The sequence below is a fragment of the Plantibacter sp. T3 genome, from assembly GCF_902506515.1.
In the GTDB taxonomy this organism is placed as follows: Bacteria; Actinomycetota; Actinomycetes; order Actinomycetales; family Microbacteriaceae; genus Plantibacter; species Plantibacter auratus.
The window spans coordinates 3609521-3626682 of the sequence record NZ_LR733286.1 but is presented as its reverse complement, the minus strand read 5'-3'; the positions used below and the strand labels follow the sequence as shown (position 1 = coordinate 3626682).

Sequence of the window (17162 nt, the reverse complement as noted above, 5' to 3'; positions counted from 1 at the left end):
CTGGGACCTCATCCGTAGAAGACGAAACGCTTGCTCAGTCGGAACTGCGCGGCGGTGACGAGCATGATCAGGAGCGTCAGCACGATGCCGATCGCTGCGGCGAGACCGAAGTCGAGCTGCTGGAACGCGGACTCGTAGATCACCATCACCGCGGTACGGGTGTCGTCTCCCGGCCCACCTCGCGTGAGGACGTACGGCTGGTCGAAGATCTGCAGGGCGCTGATGATGGCCATGACGGACGCGACGAGCATGGTGGGGCTCACGAGGGGCAGGGTGACGTTCCGGAACTGGCTCCAGCCGTACGCGCCGTCGAGCGACGACGCCTCGTAGACCTCGCGCGGGATCGCGGCGAGTCCGCCGATGAACAGCAGGAAGGTGAACCCGAAGTTCTGCCACACGTACACGAGGAGGACGACGATCTTCGCTCCGAACCCGGTCGTCAGCCAGCCGATGTTCTCGACGCCGAAGAGCCCGAGGAACTCGTTGACGAGGCCGAACTCCTGGTTGAACAGGTACGACATCACGAGCGACACGGACGCGGCCGACAGCACCAACGGGAAGAACAGCGCGGAGCGGAAGAAGGTACGCAGCCATTCCGGCATGCGCGACTGCACGAGGATCGCGAGGAGGAGCGCGACGGCGAGCTGCAGCGTCACCGCAATTACGACGAAGCCGACCGTGTTCAGGAAGGACACGCGCACCGTCGGGTTGGCCGCGAGGTCGACGAAGTTGCCGACGCCGACGAACTCGGGTGCCGAGATGATGTCCCACCGGAAGAAGGCGAGGACGAACGACCCGATTATCGGGACGAAGCTGAAGAGTCCGAGGCCGATGAGCGTCGGGGCGAGGAACACCCAGACGAGCAGCCGGCTGCCGCGAGGGGCCTGCTTGCGCCGTCCGGTCTTGGCCTCGGGCGGGACGACCAGTGCCCGGGTCGCCGTCGGTGACTGCAGTGCCATCATCGTCCCTTCAGCGCGAGTTCGAGGTCTCGCTGCATCGTCTCGAGGCCGCGGCGGACGCCGTTCGGGCCGTTCGTGATCGTGCCGACCACGTTCTTGATGAGGGCCGACTCCACGGCCGCCTGCTGAGGCGGTGCGGGCATCGGGCCGGTCGTCGGGAACCGGTCGAGGGTGTCGTAGAAGACCTCCCAGTGCTTCGGGCCGATGTCACCGCCGTACAGCTCGGCGTTGAGCGAGCGACGGGGCAGCGACGAGTCGGGCTGGCTGTGCGCGATCGACATGCCCTCGACGGAGATGCAGTACTTCATCCACTCCCACGCCTCGTCCTTGCGTTCGGAGGTCTGCATCATCGCGTAGCCGCCGGCTCCGAACTGGTGGCGTTGTCCGCGCATCTTCGGGAAGTAGGTGACGTCGTACTCGTCGTCGCCGAGGCCGGCGTCGTTGAGTCCCTTGACCCAGAACCCGCCGGCCGGCGTCATGCCGACCGAGCCGCGGGAGAAGAGCGAGACGAGCTCGTTGCCGCCGCCCTGGGCGGGGTTCGCGGCGATGCCCTCGGAGACCATGCGCTGCAGGACCTCGAAGCTCTCGACGGTGCGGTCGCTGAGCGCGTCGGCGTTCTCCCACAGGTACCCACCACCACGAGGGGTCTCGTTCGGGTAGAACTTCGACCACATCCAGTCGCCGCCGGGTGCTTTCTCCTCGGTGAGGAAGCTCGTGTCGTTGATGTACAACCAGGGCACGACGCCGCCCCAGAGTCGGTTGTTCCAGAAGTACGGCAGGAACGATCCGGGGGCGCTGGCCTGCATGGTGCGGCCGACGGTGAAGAAGTCGTCGACCGACCAGTCGTCGCGCGGACGCTCGAGGCCGGCCCGCTCGAACGCGGAGGTGTTGTAGTACATGTTCGCCGCGTTGAAGTTGTCGGGCAGTTGGAACAGGTTGCCCTTGTACATGAACGACTCGATGAGCGAGGGGTTCACGTCGTCGAAGTACTCCTGCAGCTCGGCGGCGTCGCGCTGCACGTACTCGTCGATCGGGTGGGCGAGGCGCTCGGCGAACAGCTGGGTGCCCTCCGTGGCGACCGACACGATGTCCGGCGGGGTGCCGGCCGCGACCATCGTGAGGATCTTCGCGAAGAAGTTGCCCCAGTCCTGGCCCTGGATCGCGATGATCCGGACGGGGATGTCGGGGTGCAGCTTCTGGAAGCCGTCCACGAGCGACTGCCGGGCGGCGGCGTCCTGGGCGGTGCCGAAGAGGGCGACGGTGAGGGCGTCGTCACCTCGGCCGGGGATGTCTCCGCCGGTGAGGCGCGGCCAGGAGATGGCCGTGCCCGCCAGACCGAGACCGAGCAGGGCGAGTGCCGCCCTGCGACTCAGATCAACCACGTTGTTGCTCCTGCGAAATCGGGGCCGACCGTTCGCAGGGCGCGGACGATGAGCCGTGAATGGAGGTGCTGAACGGATTCAGCAGTCGAAACATAACACAGCTCCGCGCGATATGCTGAACTGATTCAGCAAACCGCACGAGGGAGTGTCATGTCCACGCAACGCCGCCGCACGACCCTGGCGGACGTCGCGGAGCGCGCGGGCATGTCCAAGGCCGCGGTGAGCATGATCATGAACGACCGCCCCGGTTCCCGGCTGTCCGCGGACGCCGTCGAGCGGGTCCGCGCCGCCGCAGCGGAGCTCGACTACCGCCCGAACCCCGCGGCCCAGGTGCTGCGCCGCGGGAAGACCAGGACGATCGGGTTCATCTCCGACGAGGTCACGCTCACCCGGCACGCCTCAGGGCTCATCGGCGGCGCGCTCGAGGTGTCGAAGGCCCATGACCACACGATGCTCATCGCGGAGACCGAGGGGATCGAGGGCGGCCTCGCCCGCGCCTTCGAGACGATGATCGACCACCGCGTCGACGGCATCCTCATCGGCCTCCTCGGCGCCCGCCTCATCGACCTCCCCGCCACCTCGACCGGTGTTCCCGTCGTGGTGCTCAACGGAGCGTCCTCCTCGGGACACGCGAACGTCCTGCCCGACGAACGAGCTGCCGGGTACGCGGTCGCGAAGCGGCTCGTCGACGCGGGTCACCGACGGATCGGCGTGGTCGGCGACCTGCCGCAGGACGTCATCAACGATCCGCGACAGACGGCGACGGTGGCACTCCGCTTCGCGGGCATCGCCGCGGCGTTCGCGGAGGCCGGGATCGAACCTGCTCGGGTCGACATCGTCGAGTGGCAGCCGGAACCGGGCTACGAGGCGACGGCCACGCTCCTCGAGCGCCACCCGGACGTCACGGCGATCCTCGCCGCGAACGACGGCGTCGCCTTCGGCGCCTACCAGGTGCTGCTCGAACGGGGGCGTCGGATCCCGCAGGACGTCTCCGTCGTCTCCTTCGACGACGAGATCCTCGCCGGCTACCTGCGCCCGGGCCTCACCACCGCGCGGCTGCCATACCAGGAGATCGGCGCGCTCGGAGCCTCGATGCTCCTCGGCCAGCACGCCCTCGGGCACGAGCTGGTCACCATGCCGATCATCGAGCGCGACTCGCTCATCGCCGCGGTGTCGACCGCCGCCGGCTGACGCCACCCGACCCTCGCACCCAGCAGAGAGAGATGCCATGCACGCAGCCCCCACGACCGACGTCCTCATCGCCGGCGAGACCCTCATCGACATCGTCCGACGGCTCGACGGGACGCAGGCGGAGAGCCCCGGCGGCAGTCCGGCGAACGTCGGGATCACCCTCGGTCGGTTGGGCCGTGCCCCGGCCCTGGTGACCCATGTGGGCGACGACGAGCGCGGCGCGGCGATCCGCTCCTGGCTCGACGCGTCCGCGGTGACCCTCGTGTCGGCTCCGACCGGTCGGACGTCCACGGCTCAGGCGACCCTCGACGCCGAGGGGGCGGCCACCTACGAGTTCGACCTCTCGCTCGATCTGGAGGCCTCGGGTGCGCCGGACGCCGCCGTCGTCCACACCGGCTCGATCGCCTCGGTCCTCGAGCCGAGTGCCGACCGCCTGCGCGAGCTGGTCGAGACGCGTCGTCCCTCGGCGCTCATCACCTACGACCCGAACATCAGGCCATCGCTCATCGACGACGCGGCCCGCGTCCGCCAGGCGGCGCTCGACTGCATCGCGCGCGCCCACGTCGTGAAGGCGAGTGACGAGGACGTCGCGTTCCTGCTGCCCGGTGTGGCACCGGTCGACGCAGCTCGAGAATGGGTCGCGGCCGGGCCGGGACTCGTGGTCGTGACGATGGGTGGTGACGGGGCGGTCGCGGTCAGAGACGGTTCCGTGCTCGAGATCGAGACGCCGCGGGTGCAGGTGGCCGACACCGTCGGTGCCGGCGACACGTTCATGGGTGCGCTGATCGACGGACTGCTGACCGCCGGTATCGCTGGGCCCGGGGCCGAGGAGCGACTTCGCGAGGTGTCCGACGAGGTGCTGCAACAGCTGCTCGACCGCGCCGCGCGGGCCGCGAGCATCACGGTGTCACGGCCAGGAGCGAACCCGCCCACCTCGGCGGAACTCGACGCCTGAGGCGCACGACGTCTGCGCGTCAGGACGACTCGGACGGCGGGAGTTCCGTCCCGGCGAAGCGCTCCGACGACACCACCTGCTGGGCCGCCCGACGGAGGGCGAGGATCAGCGGCTCGGTGAGCACGGTGCCGAGCACGATGTACTGCACCGCGAGCTCGGGTGAGTCCGCCGGGATGCCGTCGATCTCGGCTTCGGCGATGCTGCGCGCTGCGTCGACATAGCGGTCGAGGACTGCGGGTGGCACGGTGAAGCCAGCTCGTTCCAGGGTGTCCAGGGCTCCGGCCAGGCCGGCGAGGAGTCCGGGATCGCATTGCGCCTCGATCCCGCCGAGTCGTTCGTAGAGCTCCAGTGCGCGGGTCGTGTCGACCGGACCACTCGGGCGCGGGGTGACGGCGGTGTGGGCGACGCCGAGGAGGTCGTACGGACCCGCCGGCGGTGAGTCGAGCGCGGCGACGACGTTCCGGGTCTCCGCGATGCTCACGCCGGCGGTGAGCAGTGCGCGGATCACGCGGAGCCGGGACACGTGGGCGTCGCCGTAGCTCGCTTGGGTCGCCGAGGTGCGCTCGCCCTCCGGAAGGAGTTGCTCGCGCAGGTAGTACTTGATGGTGGCCACCGGCACCTCGGACACCGCCGCGAGTTCCGAGATCCTCATGCTGTCCTCCTCGTCTGGATAGTGCTACTATCCAACTTGGATAGCGTCACTATCGAACAGGAGCAGTCTATGTCACGCGTCGTCGTCGGCCGAATCACCCATCGTCACGAGGGGGAGCTCGTCGTGTTCCACATCGGGATGACCATCAACCAGTGGTGGCGGGTGGACAAATGGCTCCCGATCTTCGGTGACATGCCGCGGATGCTGCAGGAGCTCATGTCCGACCCGGAGTCCGGGCTCCTCGGTTCGCACATCCTGCTTGGTTCCAGCGGCCCGTACCTCGTGCAGTACTGGTCGTCGATCGACAAGCTCTACGCCTACGCGTCGGCACCGGCCTCCGCCCATCGGCCTGCCTGGTCGCGGTTCAACAAGCGCGCCCGGTCTGCTCCGAAGGCCGTCGGCGTCTGGCACGAGACGTTCCTCGTCGACCGCGCCGAGAGTATCTACGTGTCGACGCCGTCCATGGGTCTCCCCGCGGCGACCGAGGCGGTGCCCGTCGGGGCACGGCAGCAACACGCGCGACAGCGGTTCGCCGACGGCCGGACCGGTGCGTCGGAGGCGCCGGCCTGACCGCTCGTGTGTTGAGATGGGCGGGTGGACCTCCAGAAGCAACCTGCCGCCGCGGCGTCGCATCCCACCCGCAACCGTCTCGGCGTCGTCGCGCTGATCCTGGGCATGCTCCTCGTCGGTCCGGTGATGATCGCGATCGGCGTCGGCCTCCGGCTTGCGGACGACCAGTTGCTGGAGACGGGGACGCGCACTACCGGCACGATCACCGAAGTGCAGGACGGTGTCGAGGCCTCCGACCTGGATTTCCGGGTCGACTACCGGTCCACCGACGACGTCGTGCACTCGGTGTGGGAGTCCTGGGACATCAGCGACCGGCCGTCCGTCGGCGACGAGGTCGTGATCGTGTACCGGGCGACAGACCCGGGTGCGGCGGTCGTCGAGGGCTATGGGGGCGAGGGCGAGTGGATGACGGGCCTCGGAGCGGTCTTCACCGTCATCCTCGGGGGGACAGGCGTCATGATGCTGGTGATGGCCGCCCGTGGTAGGTCGGAGCGTGCCCAGGCGCGCCGTGCGGCGATCCAGGCTGCCGCCGGTCAGCGATAGCGCGGCGGAACCGCGAGGGGAGCGGAGACGAGGGCGGCACCCTGTGGGACCTCGCCATCGCCGCGCCGGATCGGACCGCGCAGGGCGAGGGTGATCCGCAGGCCGTCGGCGGGATCGTGCGTGGTGTCCGGCTGCTCGAAGCTCAGCGTCGGCGGGTCCTCCGAGGTGCTGTAGCTCAGCAGGATCATCGAGCTCGACCCCGAGGCCCGCAGCCGCGGCCTCGAGAGGCGCACGGAGGATTCGCGCACGGTCAGGACCTCGTCGCGGTGCAGGATGCGTCCGGGGCCGTTCAGCTCGTTCCCACCCGCGCGGACCGCGACCTGTGGGCCGGCGAAGCCGACGATCGCGTGGTTCATGTCGTCGGGGGCGGCGATGAGCCCGGCGGCGTCACGGAGCTCGACGACCTGCAGTCGCCAGCGGATGCGGCGGTCGACATCGGTGCTCGTCCAGACGTCTCGCACGCTTCCTCGGCCGCGGTCGAGTGGTTGCCGCACGAGGTCGGCGAACCGGACGAGCCGGGGCGGGCCCGGGTCGGCCGGTGGTCGTGACGCGACGTCGACGAGGACGAGATGAGCGGGGGTGGCAGCCGGTTCGGGTCCAGCTGCTCCGCGCATCTCGTCCTCGTCGGGTCGGGTCGGGCAGGTCGTTCAGGCCGGTGGATCAGGCCTTGGTGTCGACCAGGACGTATCCCTCTTCACCGTGGACCACGGTGTCGATGCCGGCGATCTCGTCCTCGTTCTTCACGCGGAAGCCGATCGTCTTCTCGATCGCGAAGCCGATGATGAAGGCGAGCACGAAGGAGTAGATGAGGACGGCGAACGCGGCGATCGCCTGGACGAGCAGCTGTGAAGCGTCACCACCCATGAAGAGGCCGGTGCCGTTGGCGAAGAAGCCGAGGTACAGGGTGCCGATGAGGCCGCCGACGAGGTGGATGCCCACGACGTCGAGCGAGTCGTCGAAGCCGAGCTTGAACTTCAGCTCGATAGCGAGGGCGCACACGACACCGGCGACGAGGCCGAGGACGATCGCCCAGATCGGGTGCAACGAACCGCACGCCGGGGTGATCGCGACGAGACCGGCGACGGCACCCGATGCGGCACCGACCGAAGTCGGCTTGCCGTCCTTGATCTTCTCGACGATGAGCCAGGCGAGCAGGGCTGCTGCCGGCGCCGCGATGGTGTTGACGAACACGAGTGCAGCGGTGCCGTCGGCCGCCAGTTCCGAACCGGCGTTGAAGCCGAACCAGCCGAACCAGAGCAGACCGGCGCCGAGGAGCACGAACGGCGGGTTGTGGGGGACGTGGACGCCCTTCTTGAACCCGACGCGGCGGCCGAGGACGAGCGCGAGGGCGAGGGCTGCAGCACCGGCGTTGATGTGGACCGCGGTGCCACCGGCGAAGTCGATGACGCCGACGCCGAAGACGTCCTGCAGGCCGTGCGTGATCCAACCGCCGTAGGCGAAGCTGCCGTCGTCGGCGAGGCCGAAGTTGAACACCCAGCTCGCGACGGGGAAGTAGACGACGGTCGCCCAGATGCCGGCGAAGATCATCCAGGAGCCGAACTTCGCGCGGTCGGCGATGGCGCCGGAGACGAGGGCGACGGTGATGATCGCGAAGGTGGCCTGGAAGGCGACGAAGGCGAGTGGCGGGTAGGCCGCTCCCTCAGGCGTCTCGAGGGCGGCGGTCAGGCCGATGTTCCCGGTGTCGATCGCCCAGGGGGCGACGGTGCCTTCGGAGCCGGGGAACGCGATCGCGTACCCGTAGAGCACCCAGAGGACGCCGATGAGGCCGAGTGCGCCGAAGCTCATCATCATCATGCTGATGACGCTCTTCGCCTTGACCAGGCCGCCGTAGAAGAACGCGAGCCCTGGTGTCATGAGCAGCACGAGTGCCGCTGATATCAGGATGAACGCTGTGTTTCCTTGATCCATTCGAGGTGCCTCTCCGCAGGGACGCGGCTGGAGCGCGTCGGGTGCGCCCAGCGTGACACCGGCGTGTTTCCGATGGCCTGTGCGCGTGTTTCCGGCACGTTGCGGAATCGGCCGCTGCGTAAACAGCACATGACGGATCGCTCGACGTACAGTGGGGGACGAACGGAAGGGAGCCCCGATGTCGACATCGAGCACACCCGAGGACGGCCCGCAGGTCGTCCGCAACGACGAGCGTCACGAGTACGAGATCCTCGTGGGGGAGCGCGTCGCAGGGATCGCCGGGTACCGGGAGGAACCGGGTCGCATCCTCTTCACCCACACCGAGATCGATCCGGACTTCGGTGGGCAGGGGCTCGGCAGCGTCCTCGCCGCCGCGGCGCTCGACGATGCGGTCGAGCGAGGACTGACGATCGTGCCGTACTGCCCCTTCATCCAGGCCTACCTCCGCAAGCATCCGAACTTCAGCGGCGAGGTGTCCTGGCCCGAGTGACGGCTCGTCACTCGGTGCGTGGCAGCCGGAGCAGGGCGGCCTCGCACCGGTAGTCCTGCGAGCTCGCCATGTCTCCGCGGAACCAGAGGAGCGAGACGGCCGAGGGGTCACCGGGCGGGACGATCGGCCGCAGGTTGTCGACGTCCGAGCGTTCCGTGACCGGCGTCCAGGCCCAGGTCGCCCCGCCGTCGTCGGTGCGACCGTGGAAGATCTCGTGGTGGGCGAGCGGTTGGTCGTTCCGCGGATCGACCGGCGTCGAGACGTAGAGCGAGTCGAGGTCGTCCGGGTCGATCGCCACGAGTCCGGTGTAGTCCTGCTCGTGCGGGAGGAGGCCGGGGCCGGCGAGGGCGAGCGGATGTACCTCCCAGGAGCCGCCGGGCGTCAGGCGGGCGAACAGGAACCGGTGGTCCAGGACGGGCCGGAGTCGTTCGGCCGCCTCGTCCGAGTGCGCTGGTCCGTCGTCGGCGCGGGCGGAGACGACGGCGGCCACGGTGCCGTCGGGGGCTCCTCGCACGTCGACGGTCCAGCAGTGGGAGAGCAGGTCGCCGGCCCAGCTACCGCCGTCGGGCATTCGTGAGCCGGCGGCGACGAGGGTGGTGAGCTCGACCTGCGATGGTGCGTCGCCACGCAACGGATGTGGGTCGACGACGGCACCGTCGGTTCGGTGGAGCCCGTCGGTGTCGAGGAAGCCGTGGTAGACGCTGTTGTCGTAGTCGCGCGGGTGGTGGTCGGTGGTGATGAGGTCGATGCGCCCGGGGGAGGAGACGTAGCGCGTGTAGCCGTTGACGTAGCCGACCTTCGGCCGGGTGAACAGCTTGCCGGCGTAGCTCCAGGTGTCGCCGTCGTCGTCCGACACGAGCGCGCACTGGTCGTCGTTGACGGCGCGGGCGAAGCAGTACAGACGGCCGTCGAGTTCGTGGAGGTTCGAGTACGTCACGCCGAGTCCGCCGGTGTGGGCGCTCCAGTCGAACGTGTGCTCGGGCCCCCAGCGGCGTGGGTCGTGTGGTTCGCTGATGCGCCAGCGGGTGAGGTCGTCGGTCTTGTGGCGGGTGTACATCGCGAGCCAGCGTCCATCGCGCCGCCGCCAGAATGCTGGGACATCGTGGTCGTCGGACTCCAGGCGTTCGTGCAGGACGACGATGTCGGCGGTGCCGGTGCTGAGGTCGACGACGGTGACCTCGACGTTGCCGCCGCGCTGCTCGCCGTCGACGCCGCCCGTCGACGCGATCGAGCCGACGACGAGGAGGTTCGAGACCGGATCGACGAGTGCGCGCTCGTCCTGGAACCAGCACCAGGCGGCGTTGTCGTTGACGACGCTCGGCGTGGTGGAGGTGTCGTTTCGGCGCAGCATCGCGACCTTCCGGGTGGGGTTCCGGACGAGGTTACCGGTGCGAGCGCCCGCTCGGCAAGCGCTTTCCAGGACGTGGTGCGGCTCGGAGCGCCCTCTGGCCGGCGGAGGTGCCGGGAGCACCCCGGGTGGGCCTCTTCCGCTCACCGAGGTGTCACGACCCGGCTGCCCTTCGACAGGCTCAGGGACCGAATCGCTCCCGGTGAGCGTCTCCCGCTCGCCGAGGTGTCACGACCCAGGTGCCCTTCGACAGGCTCAGGGACCCAGGCGTTCCCGGTGGACCTTCTCCGGTCACTGAGCCTGTCGAAGTGCCCACGAGGACGCCTCATCGTTCCGGGCACACCTCTCCCGGTCACTGAGCCTGTCGAAGTGCCCACGAGGACGCCTCATCGTTCCGGGCACACCTCTCCCGGTCACTGAGCTTGTCGAAGTGCCCACGAGGAACCCTTCGATCTGAGTACGCCGAGGCAAGTCAGAACGGTGCGGGATCCGGTTCCGTCCGATACTGCTTCCCATCGGGTGTTGTCCAGTCGAGCACGCCGCCGGGTCCGTGGTCGAGGTCCCACCCGGGGAGGTGCTTCATCCGGTGGTGATGTCGACACAGGCAGGCGAGATTGCCGACATCTGTTGCGCCGCCGTCCTGCCACGCGACCGAATGGTCGAGGTCACACGCTCGGGCTCGCCTGCCGCAGCCTGGCGCCCGACAGGTGCCGTCCCGAAGCCGCACCGCCCGTTGGAGGTCAGCGGGAACCCGGTACTGATTCCGCCCGACCGACAAGACCGCGCCGGTTTCCGGCTGGACGAGGATCCTGGTGAAGCTCGGTGCATTGACCGCGAGCCGGGCGGCGGTCTCGGGATCGATCGGACCGTAGCCGTCGAGCATGCCGGGTGCGTCGGAGACGCCGGCCATGCTGAGCGCCGGGACCGTGATCTGCACCGTGGGCTTGATATGCTCCTGGACCTCGATCGGGTGTGGGAGCACCGGGCTCGACATCACATCTTCCGGAGTCACGCCAGTGAGTGCGAGCGCCGCCAGGGCGTCGGCCTGCAGCTGGGCGCACGTGCGGGTGTCACCGGCGTTACGTGACTCCGCCGCGGCCGCCTCGATCCGCTCGGCGATGCCCTGCGCGATGGGCGCGGTGGTGAACAGGTGCACCCAGGCCATGCCATCGGCGGCCGGTTCGAACTCGACCCGGCGGTCGGCCTCGGAGCGGACCGCTCGGGCGGTGATCGATTCGGGGTGGAGGCGCTCGCGCAGGACACGGGCGCGTTGCCGGAGGTACGAGACGGTCGCACTCTCGGCGACCGGCAGCACCTGCTCGAGGAACACCGCCCGCCCAGCAGCAGGGACGTCGCAGAGCTGGTCGGTGATCACCTGCGCATGCCGCGCCGAGATACGGCCTGCCTCCAGCGACGCGAGCACGGCTGGTGCGTCGTTGACGAGACGTTCGGCGTCGTTCGTCGCACGCTGGATCGTCCGTTCCGGCGTCCGCGTCGCCATCGCGAGGGCCGCACACGTCGACCGGCGGGACAACTCCCGACGCTCGGCCGGCGGAAAGATCGCCGGGACCGTGACGTCCGCGAAGGCGTCGGCATAGGCGGCGGAGCGGGCCAGAAGGCGCGCTTTCCGGGCGTCCAGGACGGCCTGCTGGCGGTGGATCTCAGTCCACTCGTCCGAGAACTCCGCGAGCTGCGCGGCGTACTCGTCGCCTGCGCGGGTCGCGGTTGGGGTGGTCTCGGTCATGGAACAAGTCCATCATTGACCACTGACATTCCAGATGCCGAGTCAAGTTGGTTGGGGAAGTTCCTCGTGTGCCCTTCGACAAGCTCAGGGACCGGAGGGGGTTGCTCAGGGACCGGGAGAGGGTCGCCGGAGCGGGAGGTTCCTCGTTTGCCCTTCGACAGGCTCAGGGACCGGCGGGGGTTGCTCGGGCGCCGTAGGGGAGTGCTCAGTGATGGGAGGGGCCACTCAGGGGTCGGCAGAGGGATCATCGAAATGCCGCGGAGCATGCCCGAAGTCGGTCGGTGGCGCAAGTTGTTCTTGAGTGGTCATGTGTTATGCCAGGATCTCAGTACCGTGTACCTCGATCGAAAGACACCATGAGTTCCAACACCACCCCTGAATACCCCGCGACGCCGACGTACGGGCAGCCGTACGCGCCCGCTCCGATCCGCGGCGCCGCCTCCCCGGAGGATCTGACGCTCCCGCTGTACGGGGCGACCTTCCCGCAGGCCATCAAGCGCTACCTCCGCAAGTACGCGACCTTCACCGGCCGCGCCTCGCGGAGCGAGTACTGGTGGGCCACGCTGTTCGTCTTCCTCGTCGCGCTCATCCCGAACATCCTCTTCTTCACGGGCTTCCTGATCGGCGCGACATCGGCTGCCGCGCAGCGCGAGGCCGTCGTGTTCGACAGCAGCCCGGGCGCACGGACGTACTACACCCAGCCCGGCATCCTCGAGATCCCAGGGGCTGCTCCGCTGATCCTGACCGGTCTGGTGCTCCTCGGCCTCATCTGGCTGGCGACCATCGTCCCGAACCTGGCCCTCGCCTGGCGCCGCCTGCACGACGCCAACTTCCCCGGCCCGTTCTACTTCCTCTCGCTCATCCCGTCGGTCGGTGGCCTCATCCTGTTCGTCCTCTTCCTCCTGCCCTCGAAGCCCGAGGGTCAGCGGTTCGACACGGTGCGCTGAATCGCAACCTGACGACCGGAACGGGCCGGTGTGGACGTGATGTCCGCACCGGCCCGTTCTCCGTCCGCTCCAGGACGTGCGCGAACGCCTCAGCCTGCCGCCGCGACGTCGAGGACCCACGTGACGCCGAACCGGTCCGTCACCATGCCGAAGCCGGGGCTCCAGGCGGACGCTGCGAGCTCCTCGACGATCGAACCTCCGACGACGAGTCGGTTCCAGAACACCTCGACCTCCGCGAGCGTCTCGCCACGCACCGCGACGAAACAGGACTGCTCGGTGACCGTCGTCCCGTGCTCGCGGCGGGTCGTTCCAGTGCCGATCAGTGACGCCGCCGGAGCTCCGGGGCTGTCGTACGCCATCACCCGGAAGCCGTCCTCGGATTCGACCTGACCGAAGACGACCAGGTCGGCACCCGGGGCGTCCTTCGGCATCCCGAAGTCGCTGTAGCTCGCGATCGTCGTCCGCCCGCCGAAGACGGACTGGTAGAACTCCAGCGCAGCGCGGGCGTCTCCATGGAAGTTGAGGTGGGTCGTGGTCGTGATGCTCATGTGTGCTCCTCGAGTCGTGCCGGGCTCCTCCCGGTCGAGCACCACTGTCCCAGGCGTCTAGGACAGATCATGTCCTGCACTCGGACTACGCTCGCACCATGGCCTCACCGACCTCCAGACTCCTGCAGTTGCTCTCGCTCCTGCAGGCGCGGCGCGACTGGCCGGGTGCCCTGCTCGCCGACCGGCTGGACGTCAGTCACCGCACGATCCGACGCGACGTCGACCGGCTCCGCGAGATGGGGTATCGCATCGAGGCCACGATGGGGCCGGACGGCGGGTACCACCTCGACGCCGGGAGCGAACTCCCGCCGCTGCTCTTCGATGACGAGCAGATCGTCGCGCTCACCATCGCCCTCCAGACCGCCGCCGTCGCGGGATCCGGGTTCGAGGAGCCCGCGCTCCGAGCACTGACGACCGTGAGACAGGTCCTGCCGTCGCGGCTGCGGCATCGACTCGACGCCCTTGACGTCACCTCGGTGCCCCGAGCCGGCGACGGACCGACGCCGCAGGTGGCCGTGCCGGTCCTCCTGGCACTCTCCGCAGCCATCCAGGCGCGGGAGGTGCTCCGGTTCGGGCGATCCGACGGCGACCCGGAACCCCCTCGGCGCGTCGAGCCACACCACCTGGTCACCTCCCAGGGGCGCTGGTACCTCGTGGCCTGGGATCTCGACCGCGACGACTGGCGGATCTTCCGCGCCGACCGCATCGTGCCGAGGACGCCGACCGGACCGCGGTTCCCTCCGCGTGAGGTGCCGGGTGGAGACGTGCAGGCGTTCGTGGCGGCGAGGTTCAAGGGTTCAGAGCAGACTGACGCCTGGCCCTGTGTCGGCACCGTCGTGCTCCACCTGCCGTTCGAGGCGGTCCGACCGTTCGTCGGCGACGGCACCGCCGAGCCCCTCGGCCCGGACCGCACGCGCTACACCGCCGGCGCGTGGTCGTGGGTGGCGCTCGCCGCCTCCCTGAACCGCTTCGACACCGACGTCGACGTCGTCGAGCCGCCCGAGCTCGTCACCGCGTTCGCACAGCTCGCGGAGCGCAATGCCGCGACCGGGCAGACCGTCAGCCGTGGAGCGCGTCGTCCGGCGGACCGAGACGGACGGCGGTGAACCGCACGGTGAGACCGGTCCGCGTCGGGGCCGCGCAGAACAGTCCCGCCTCGACGTCGGCCTCCGGGTCGAGGTGGGCGACGCGGACCAGTCGCCAGTTCTCGTCGTCCACCCGCGCGCGCACGGTGACGGCGTCGCCGTCGCGGCTCGCGCGCACGGTGACCGTTCGTCCGAGCCAGTCGGGGACCGGTGCCACCGACCAGTCGGAGGTGCCATGCGTGACGACCGCGCCGAGCTGGGCGACCCCGTCGGACACCTCGACCCCGGCCTTGATCCACGTCGACTCGGAGGCGCGGAGGAACACGCCGGCTTGATCGAACTGCTCGGAGCCGTCGAGGACGAACGACACCTCGATCGCCGCCCGTCGCTGCATCGGCGCGATCAGCGCGTGCTCCGTGTCGTGGACGAAGCCGTAGGAGGTGTGCCGCCAGGCGTCACTGCCCTCGACGGCGGTGACGAGCAGGGAACCGTCCGGCTCCGTCGTCACCGCCGCAGGGGCCGTCGTCCAACGTCCGTGTTCGACCAGGTTCTGGAGATCCATCCGTCCATCCTGACGTATGGGTCGGCATGCGATGGCGCGAGAGTGCATTCGATCCTTCAGGCCGGCGACGTTTCTGCTGTGCCGCCGGTGCGGTGTCGCCTCGTCACGATCAGGTACACCGTCACGATGAAAACGACGTGGACGGCCGAGTTCGAGGCGCCGGAGGTGATCCAACCCTCGAGCCACTTCGCCGGACCCTGATTCAGGTCCAAGACGGAGAACCGTCCGACGAGGAGGGCGACGCCGACGGCGACCTGCACGAGCGTTCCCGTGCCGAAGCCGAGTCGCAGGAAGCGTTGCACGTCCGACCCCGTGGTCCCGCGCCGCATCAGGATCCACAGCACCGCTCCGCTCGCCACGGCGATCCCAAGCACCTGCAGCAGGCCGGCGTTCGGTTCGGTGACGGCCATCAGGGTGTTGCTGAGGTCGAACACCGCGCCACCGGCGAGACCGGAGATCTGGACCGACAGCACGCCGACCAGGGAGACGTAGACCAGGCTCAGCGCGAGCCCGATCGCGTACGACGCGGCGTTCTTCACGGGATCCCCATCTCCTGTTGTCCGGCGATCCCGCCGGAAGGAACGTCAAGCCTACCGAGCGCACCCGTCGGACGCGGTCGGGCACGGTCACCGTGCCCGACCGCGCTCGCCTCAGATCGCCGTGCCGAACTCGCGGATCGTGATCCCCGAGGCGGTCAGTGGGCCGCCATCGGTGTAGAGCGAGATCCCCGTGTCGCCCTCGGCGAAGTGCACCTGCTGCGAGACGACGGTGTGACCGGCGTCGACGAAGACCTCGACGCTCTGGGTGTCGACGAAGACCCGCAGGTGGACCGAGCGTGCAGCCGCGTCGATCGGTGCTGCGGCTCGCGTGTACGGCAGCAGCGAGAAGCCGGCCAGGTCGGACGGTGCGCGGTCGACGTAGAGCTCGGCCCCGGCCTTCCCGATGTTGGTGTGGCGGGAGCCGTCCGCCGAGCGCCCGACGGAGAGACCGACGTTGGACGCGGTGTCCCAGGTGAGGTCGAGCTCGATCTCGTACGCCCGGCCGCTCCAGGGCAGGACGGCGCTCCCGGTGACCGTCTGGTCCGGGAGGGAGACGGTCGAGGTCGCATACCCGGCCAGGGCGTCCACGGGTGAGCTGAGCAGGCTGTACCGACCACCGGACTGGGCCTCGAGTCGCAGCTCCCGGACGACGGAGTTCTGGCCGTTGTAGCCGTCCGAGGCGTCGGTGGGGACGTCGCGGGCCGCGTACTTCCAGTTGTTCATCCAGGCGATCGCGAGCCGGCGGTCGTCGGGCGACTCCGCCTTCGGCCAGGTGACGGCGGCGTACCAGTCCCAGCCCCAGTCCAACCACTGCGGCGTGAGGTCGTCGGCCGTGAACCGCGTCCCGTCCCAGGTGCCCGTCCAGTAGGCGTAGGTCATCGGCAGGCCGATCGAGTAGGCGTCCATGCTGGCGCCCAGCACCCAGTGCCAGCTGCCGTCACCCGCTCGCATCTGGAACAGGTCCGGGCACTCGATGCCGCCGAGGTCGTGGTTCGGGAAGTCGAAGTTGTGCTGCAGCTGCCAGGTCGTGAGGTCGGGCGAGGTGTAGAAGGCCGCGTAGCGCGCCCGGCCGATGACGCAGACCCACTCGTTCCTGGCCGCGTCCCAGTGGACCTTCGGGTCCCGGAACCATTCAGCGTTCTCGATCTCCGCCGTGGTCTGGGCGGCACGTCCGTCGGTGTTCACGATCACCGGGTCGGGGAGCATCGTGAACGTGAAGCCCCCGTCCGTCGACCAGTAGAGGTACTGCTCCTGGTACTTCCGGACGCCGTCCGTGGGCTGCGTCGCGAGGGCGATGACCGCGCCCGCCCCGAAACCGGCGGTGTTCGCGGTGTCGACGACGGCGGATCCCGACCACACCGGGAAGTCCGGTTGCAGCGGCATGACGGTCCCGTGGTGGGTGAAGGCGACGCCGTCGGTCGTCGTCGCGTGATCCCAACCGCCCGGGCCGTTGTTCTGGCCGGAGTGCAGGTAGTACAGCTGGTACGCGCCGTTCGTGAACACCGGTCGTTGCGGGTCGCAGAGCCACCCCGACGGCGGCGTCATGTGGAACACCGATCTGAGGGAGGCCTGCGCCTGGGCGGTGGTCTGCGCCTGGGCGGCGAGGGGCGTGCCGGCACTCACGAACAGGGCGAGCGCCCCGAGGCCGGCGCCCTGGAGGACGGTCCGGCGGGAGAGGTCGTGCGTCATTGCGGTTCCTTTCGTCGATGCCGCGGGCG

The 17162-nt window shown here is 69.2% G+C and carries 18 protein-coding genes; 7 read left to right on the top strand and 11 right to left on the bottom strand.

From position 1 onward, the window contains the following. Positions 1–8: 8 nt before the first annotated feature. Entirely contained in the window at positions 9–959 is a 951-nt protein-coding gene (locus GV015_RS17135) for a carbohydrate ABC transporter permease (protein WP_159879579.1), read from the bottom strand. After that, positions 959–2341: an extracellular solute-binding protein gene (locus tag GV015_RS17130; RefSeq protein ID WP_085512355.1), complete on the bottom strand. Its 1383-nt coding sequence runs from the start codon at positions 2339–2341 to the stop codon at positions 959–961. Before GV015_RS17130 ends, GV015_RS17135 begins: the two co-directional genes overlap by 1 nt. Positions 2342–2491: 150 nt before the next feature. On the opposite strand from GV015_RS17130, the gene GV015_RS17125 reads away from it, so the two are divergent. Continuing rightward, positions 2492–3532, top strand: coding sequence for a LacI family DNA-binding transcriptional regulator (locus GV015_RS17125; protein ID WP_159879577.1), 1041 nt, complete (start codon positions 2492–2494; stop codon positions 3530–3532). A 37-nt stretch (positions 3533–3569) separates the two neighbouring features. After that, complete coding sequence (locus GV015_RS17120) at positions 3570–4487, top strand: carbohydrate kinase (RefSeq protein WP_159879575.1); 918 nt, start codon at positions 3570–3572, stop codon at positions 4485–4487. Between the two features lie 19 nt (positions 4488–4506). Here the strand turns inward: GV015_RS17120 and GV015_RS17115 are convergent, their stop codons facing one another. Continuing rightward, the gene (locus tag GV015_RS17115) at positions 4507–5139 is read right to left on the bottom strand and encodes a MerR family transcriptional regulator (protein ID WP_159879573.1); all 633 of its coding nucleotides are present in this window, start codon (positions 5137–5139) and stop codon (positions 4507–4509) included. A gap of 69 nt (positions 5140–5208) precedes the next feature. On the opposite strand from GV015_RS17115, the gene GV015_RS17110 reads away from it, so the two are divergent. Continuing rightward, entirely contained in the window at positions 5209–5709 is a 501-nt protein-coding gene (locus GV015_RS17110; protein WP_159879571.1) for a DUF4188 domain-containing protein, read from the top strand. Positions 5710–5733: 24 nt separating this feature from the next. Then, on the top strand, positions 5734–6252 hold the full coding sequence (locus tag GV015_RS17105) for a DUF3592 domain-containing protein (RefSeq protein ID WP_079002951.1): 519 nt from the start codon (positions 5734–5736) through the stop codon (positions 6250–6252). Here GV015_RS17105 and GV015_RS17100 read toward each other — a convergent pair. Together GV015_RS17100 and GV015_RS17095 are read right to left on the bottom strand one after the other, a co-directional pair. Then, positions 6243–6866, bottom strand: coding sequence for a hypothetical protein (locus GV015_RS17100; protein ID WP_159879569.1), 624 nt, complete (start codon positions 6864–6866; stop codon positions 6243–6245). The two genes, GV015_RS17105 and GV015_RS17100, sit on opposite strands and share 10 nt — an antisense overlap. Positions 6867–6912: 46 nt before the next feature. Then, entirely contained in the window at positions 6913–8181 is a 1269-nt protein-coding gene (locus tag GV015_RS17095; RefSeq protein WP_064294702.1) for an ammonium transporter, read from the bottom strand. Positions 8182–8359: 178 nt separating this feature from the next. Between GV015_RS17095 and GV015_RS17090 the strand changes: the two genes are divergently transcribed. Next, a complete protein-coding gene (locus tag GV015_RS17090; protein WP_159879567.1) occupies positions 8360–8671 on the top strand; it encodes a GNAT family N-acetyltransferase in 312 nt (103 codons plus the stop codon). 7 nt (positions 8672–8678) lie between these two features. Here the strand turns inward: GV015_RS17090 and GV015_RS17085 are convergent, their stop codons facing one another. Both GV015_RS17085 and GV015_RS17080 read right to left on the bottom strand, forming a co-directional pair. Further along, on the bottom strand, positions 8679–10022 hold the full coding sequence (locus GV015_RS17085; protein ID WP_159879565.1) for a BNR-4 repeat-containing protein: 1344 nt from the start codon (positions 10020–10022) through the stop codon (positions 8679–8681). A gap of 469 nt (positions 10023–10491) precedes the next feature. Continuing rightward, the gene (locus GV015_RS17080; protein ID WP_159879563.1) at positions 10492–11763 is read right to left on the bottom strand and encodes an HNH endonuclease signature motif containing protein; all 1272 of its coding nucleotides are present in this window, start codon (positions 11761–11763) and stop codon (positions 10492–10494) included. A gap of 356 nt (positions 11764–12119) precedes the next feature. Here GV015_RS17080 and GV015_RS17075 point away from each other — a divergent pair, with 356 nt between their 5' ends. Further along, positions 12120–12710, top strand: a complete 591-nt coding sequence (locus GV015_RS17075; RefSeq protein ID WP_159879561.1) for a DUF805 domain-containing protein — start codon at positions 12120–12122, stop codon at positions 12708–12710. 89 nt (positions 12711–12799) lie between these two features. Here GV015_RS17075 and GV015_RS17070 read toward each other — a convergent pair whose 3' ends face one another. Next, complete coding sequence (locus GV015_RS17070) at positions 12800–13258, bottom strand: VOC family protein (protein ID WP_159879559.1); 459 nt, start codon at positions 13256–13258, stop codon at positions 12800–12802. Between the two features lie 98 nt (positions 13259–13356). Between GV015_RS17070 and GV015_RS17065 the strand changes: the two genes are divergently transcribed. Beyond that, positions 13357–14364 carry a YafY family protein gene (locus GV015_RS17065; protein ID WP_159879557.1) on the top strand — a complete coding sequence of 336 codons (1008 nt, stop codon included), beginning with the start codon at positions 13357–13359 and terminating at the stop codon, positions 14362–14364. Here GV015_RS17065 and GV015_RS17060 read toward each other — a convergent pair. From GV015_RS17060 to GV015_RS17050, 3 genes are all read right to left on the bottom strand, one after another. After that, positions 14318–14905, bottom strand: coding sequence for a DUF1349 domain-containing protein (locus GV015_RS17060; protein WP_159879555.1), 588 nt, complete (start codon positions 14903–14905; stop codon positions 14318–14320). The two genes, GV015_RS17065 and GV015_RS17060, sit on opposite strands and share 47 nt — an antisense overlap. Before the next feature lie 56 nt (positions 14906–14961). Next, positions 14962–15444 carry a hypothetical protein gene (locus tag GV015_RS17055; RefSeq protein WP_159879553.1) on the bottom strand — a complete coding sequence of 161 codons (483 nt, stop codon included), beginning with the start codon at positions 15442–15444 and terminating at the stop codon, positions 14962–14964. 111 nt (positions 15445–15555) lie between these two features. Continuing rightward, entirely contained in the window at positions 15556–17133 is a 1578-nt protein-coding gene (locus GV015_RS17050; protein WP_159879551.1) for a glycoside hydrolase family 32 protein, read from the bottom strand. Positions 17134–17162 lie beyond the last annotated feature (29 nt).

Excerpts from the sequence above, each read along its gene's own strand:
- GV015_RS17135 (WP_159879579.1), bottom strand. The coding sequence starts at position 959 with ATGGCACTGCAGTCACCGACGGCGACCCGGGCACTGGTCGTCCCGCCC.
- GV015_RS17125 (WP_159879577.1), top strand. The coding sequence starts at position 2,492 with ATGTCCACGCAACGCCGCCGCACGACCCTGGCGGACGTCGCGGAGCGC.
- GV015_RS17120 (WP_159879575.1), top strand. The coding sequence starts at position 3,570 with ATGCACGCAGCCCCCACGACCGACGTCCTCATCGCCGGCGAGACCCTC.
- GV015_RS17115 (WP_159879573.1), bottom strand. The coding sequence starts at position 5,139 with ATGAGGATCTCGGAACTCGCGGCGGTGTCCGAGGTGCCGGTGGCCACC.
- GV015_RS17110 (WP_159879571.1), top strand. The coding sequence starts at position 5,209 with ATGTCACGCGTCGTCGTCGGCCGAATCACCCATCGTCACGAGGGGGAG.
- GV015_RS17100 (WP_159879569.1), bottom strand. The coding sequence starts at position 6,866 with ATGCGCGGAGCAGCTGGACCCGAACCGGCTGCCACCCCCGCTCATCTC.
- GV015_RS17095 (WP_064294702.1), bottom strand. The coding sequence starts at position 8,181 with ATGGATCAAGGAAACACAGCGTTCATCCTGATATCAGCGGCACTCGTG.
- GV015_RS17090 (WP_159879567.1), top strand. The coding sequence starts at position 8,360 with ATGTCGACATCGAGCACACCCGAGGACGGCCCGCAGGTCGTCCGCAAC.
- GV015_RS17085 (WP_159879565.1), bottom strand. The coding sequence starts at position 10,022 with ATGCTGCGCCGAAACGACACCTCCACCACGCCGAGCGTCGTCAACGAC.
- GV015_RS17080 (WP_159879563.1), bottom strand. The coding sequence starts at position 11,763 with ATGACCGAGACCACCCCAACCGCGACCCGCGCAGGCGACGAGTACGCC.
- GV015_RS17075 (WP_159879561.1), top strand. The coding sequence starts at position 12,120 with ATGAGTTCCAACACCACCCCTGAATACCCCGCGACGCCGACGTACGGG.
- GV015_RS17070 (WP_159879559.1), bottom strand. The coding sequence starts at position 13,258 with ATGAGCATCACGACCACGACCCACCTCAACTTCCATGGAGACGCCCGC.
- GV015_RS17065 (WP_159879557.1), top strand. The coding sequence starts at position 13,357 with ATGGCCTCACCGACCTCCAGACTCCTGCAGTTGCTCTCGCTCCTGCAG.
- GV015_RS17060 (WP_159879555.1), bottom strand. The coding sequence starts at position 14,905 with ATGGATCTCCAGAACCTGGTCGAACACGGACGTTGGACGACGGCCCCT.
- GV015_RS17050 (WP_159879551.1), bottom strand. The coding sequence starts at position 17,133 with ATGACGCACGACCTCTCCCGCCGGACCGTCCTCCAGGGCGCCGGCCTC.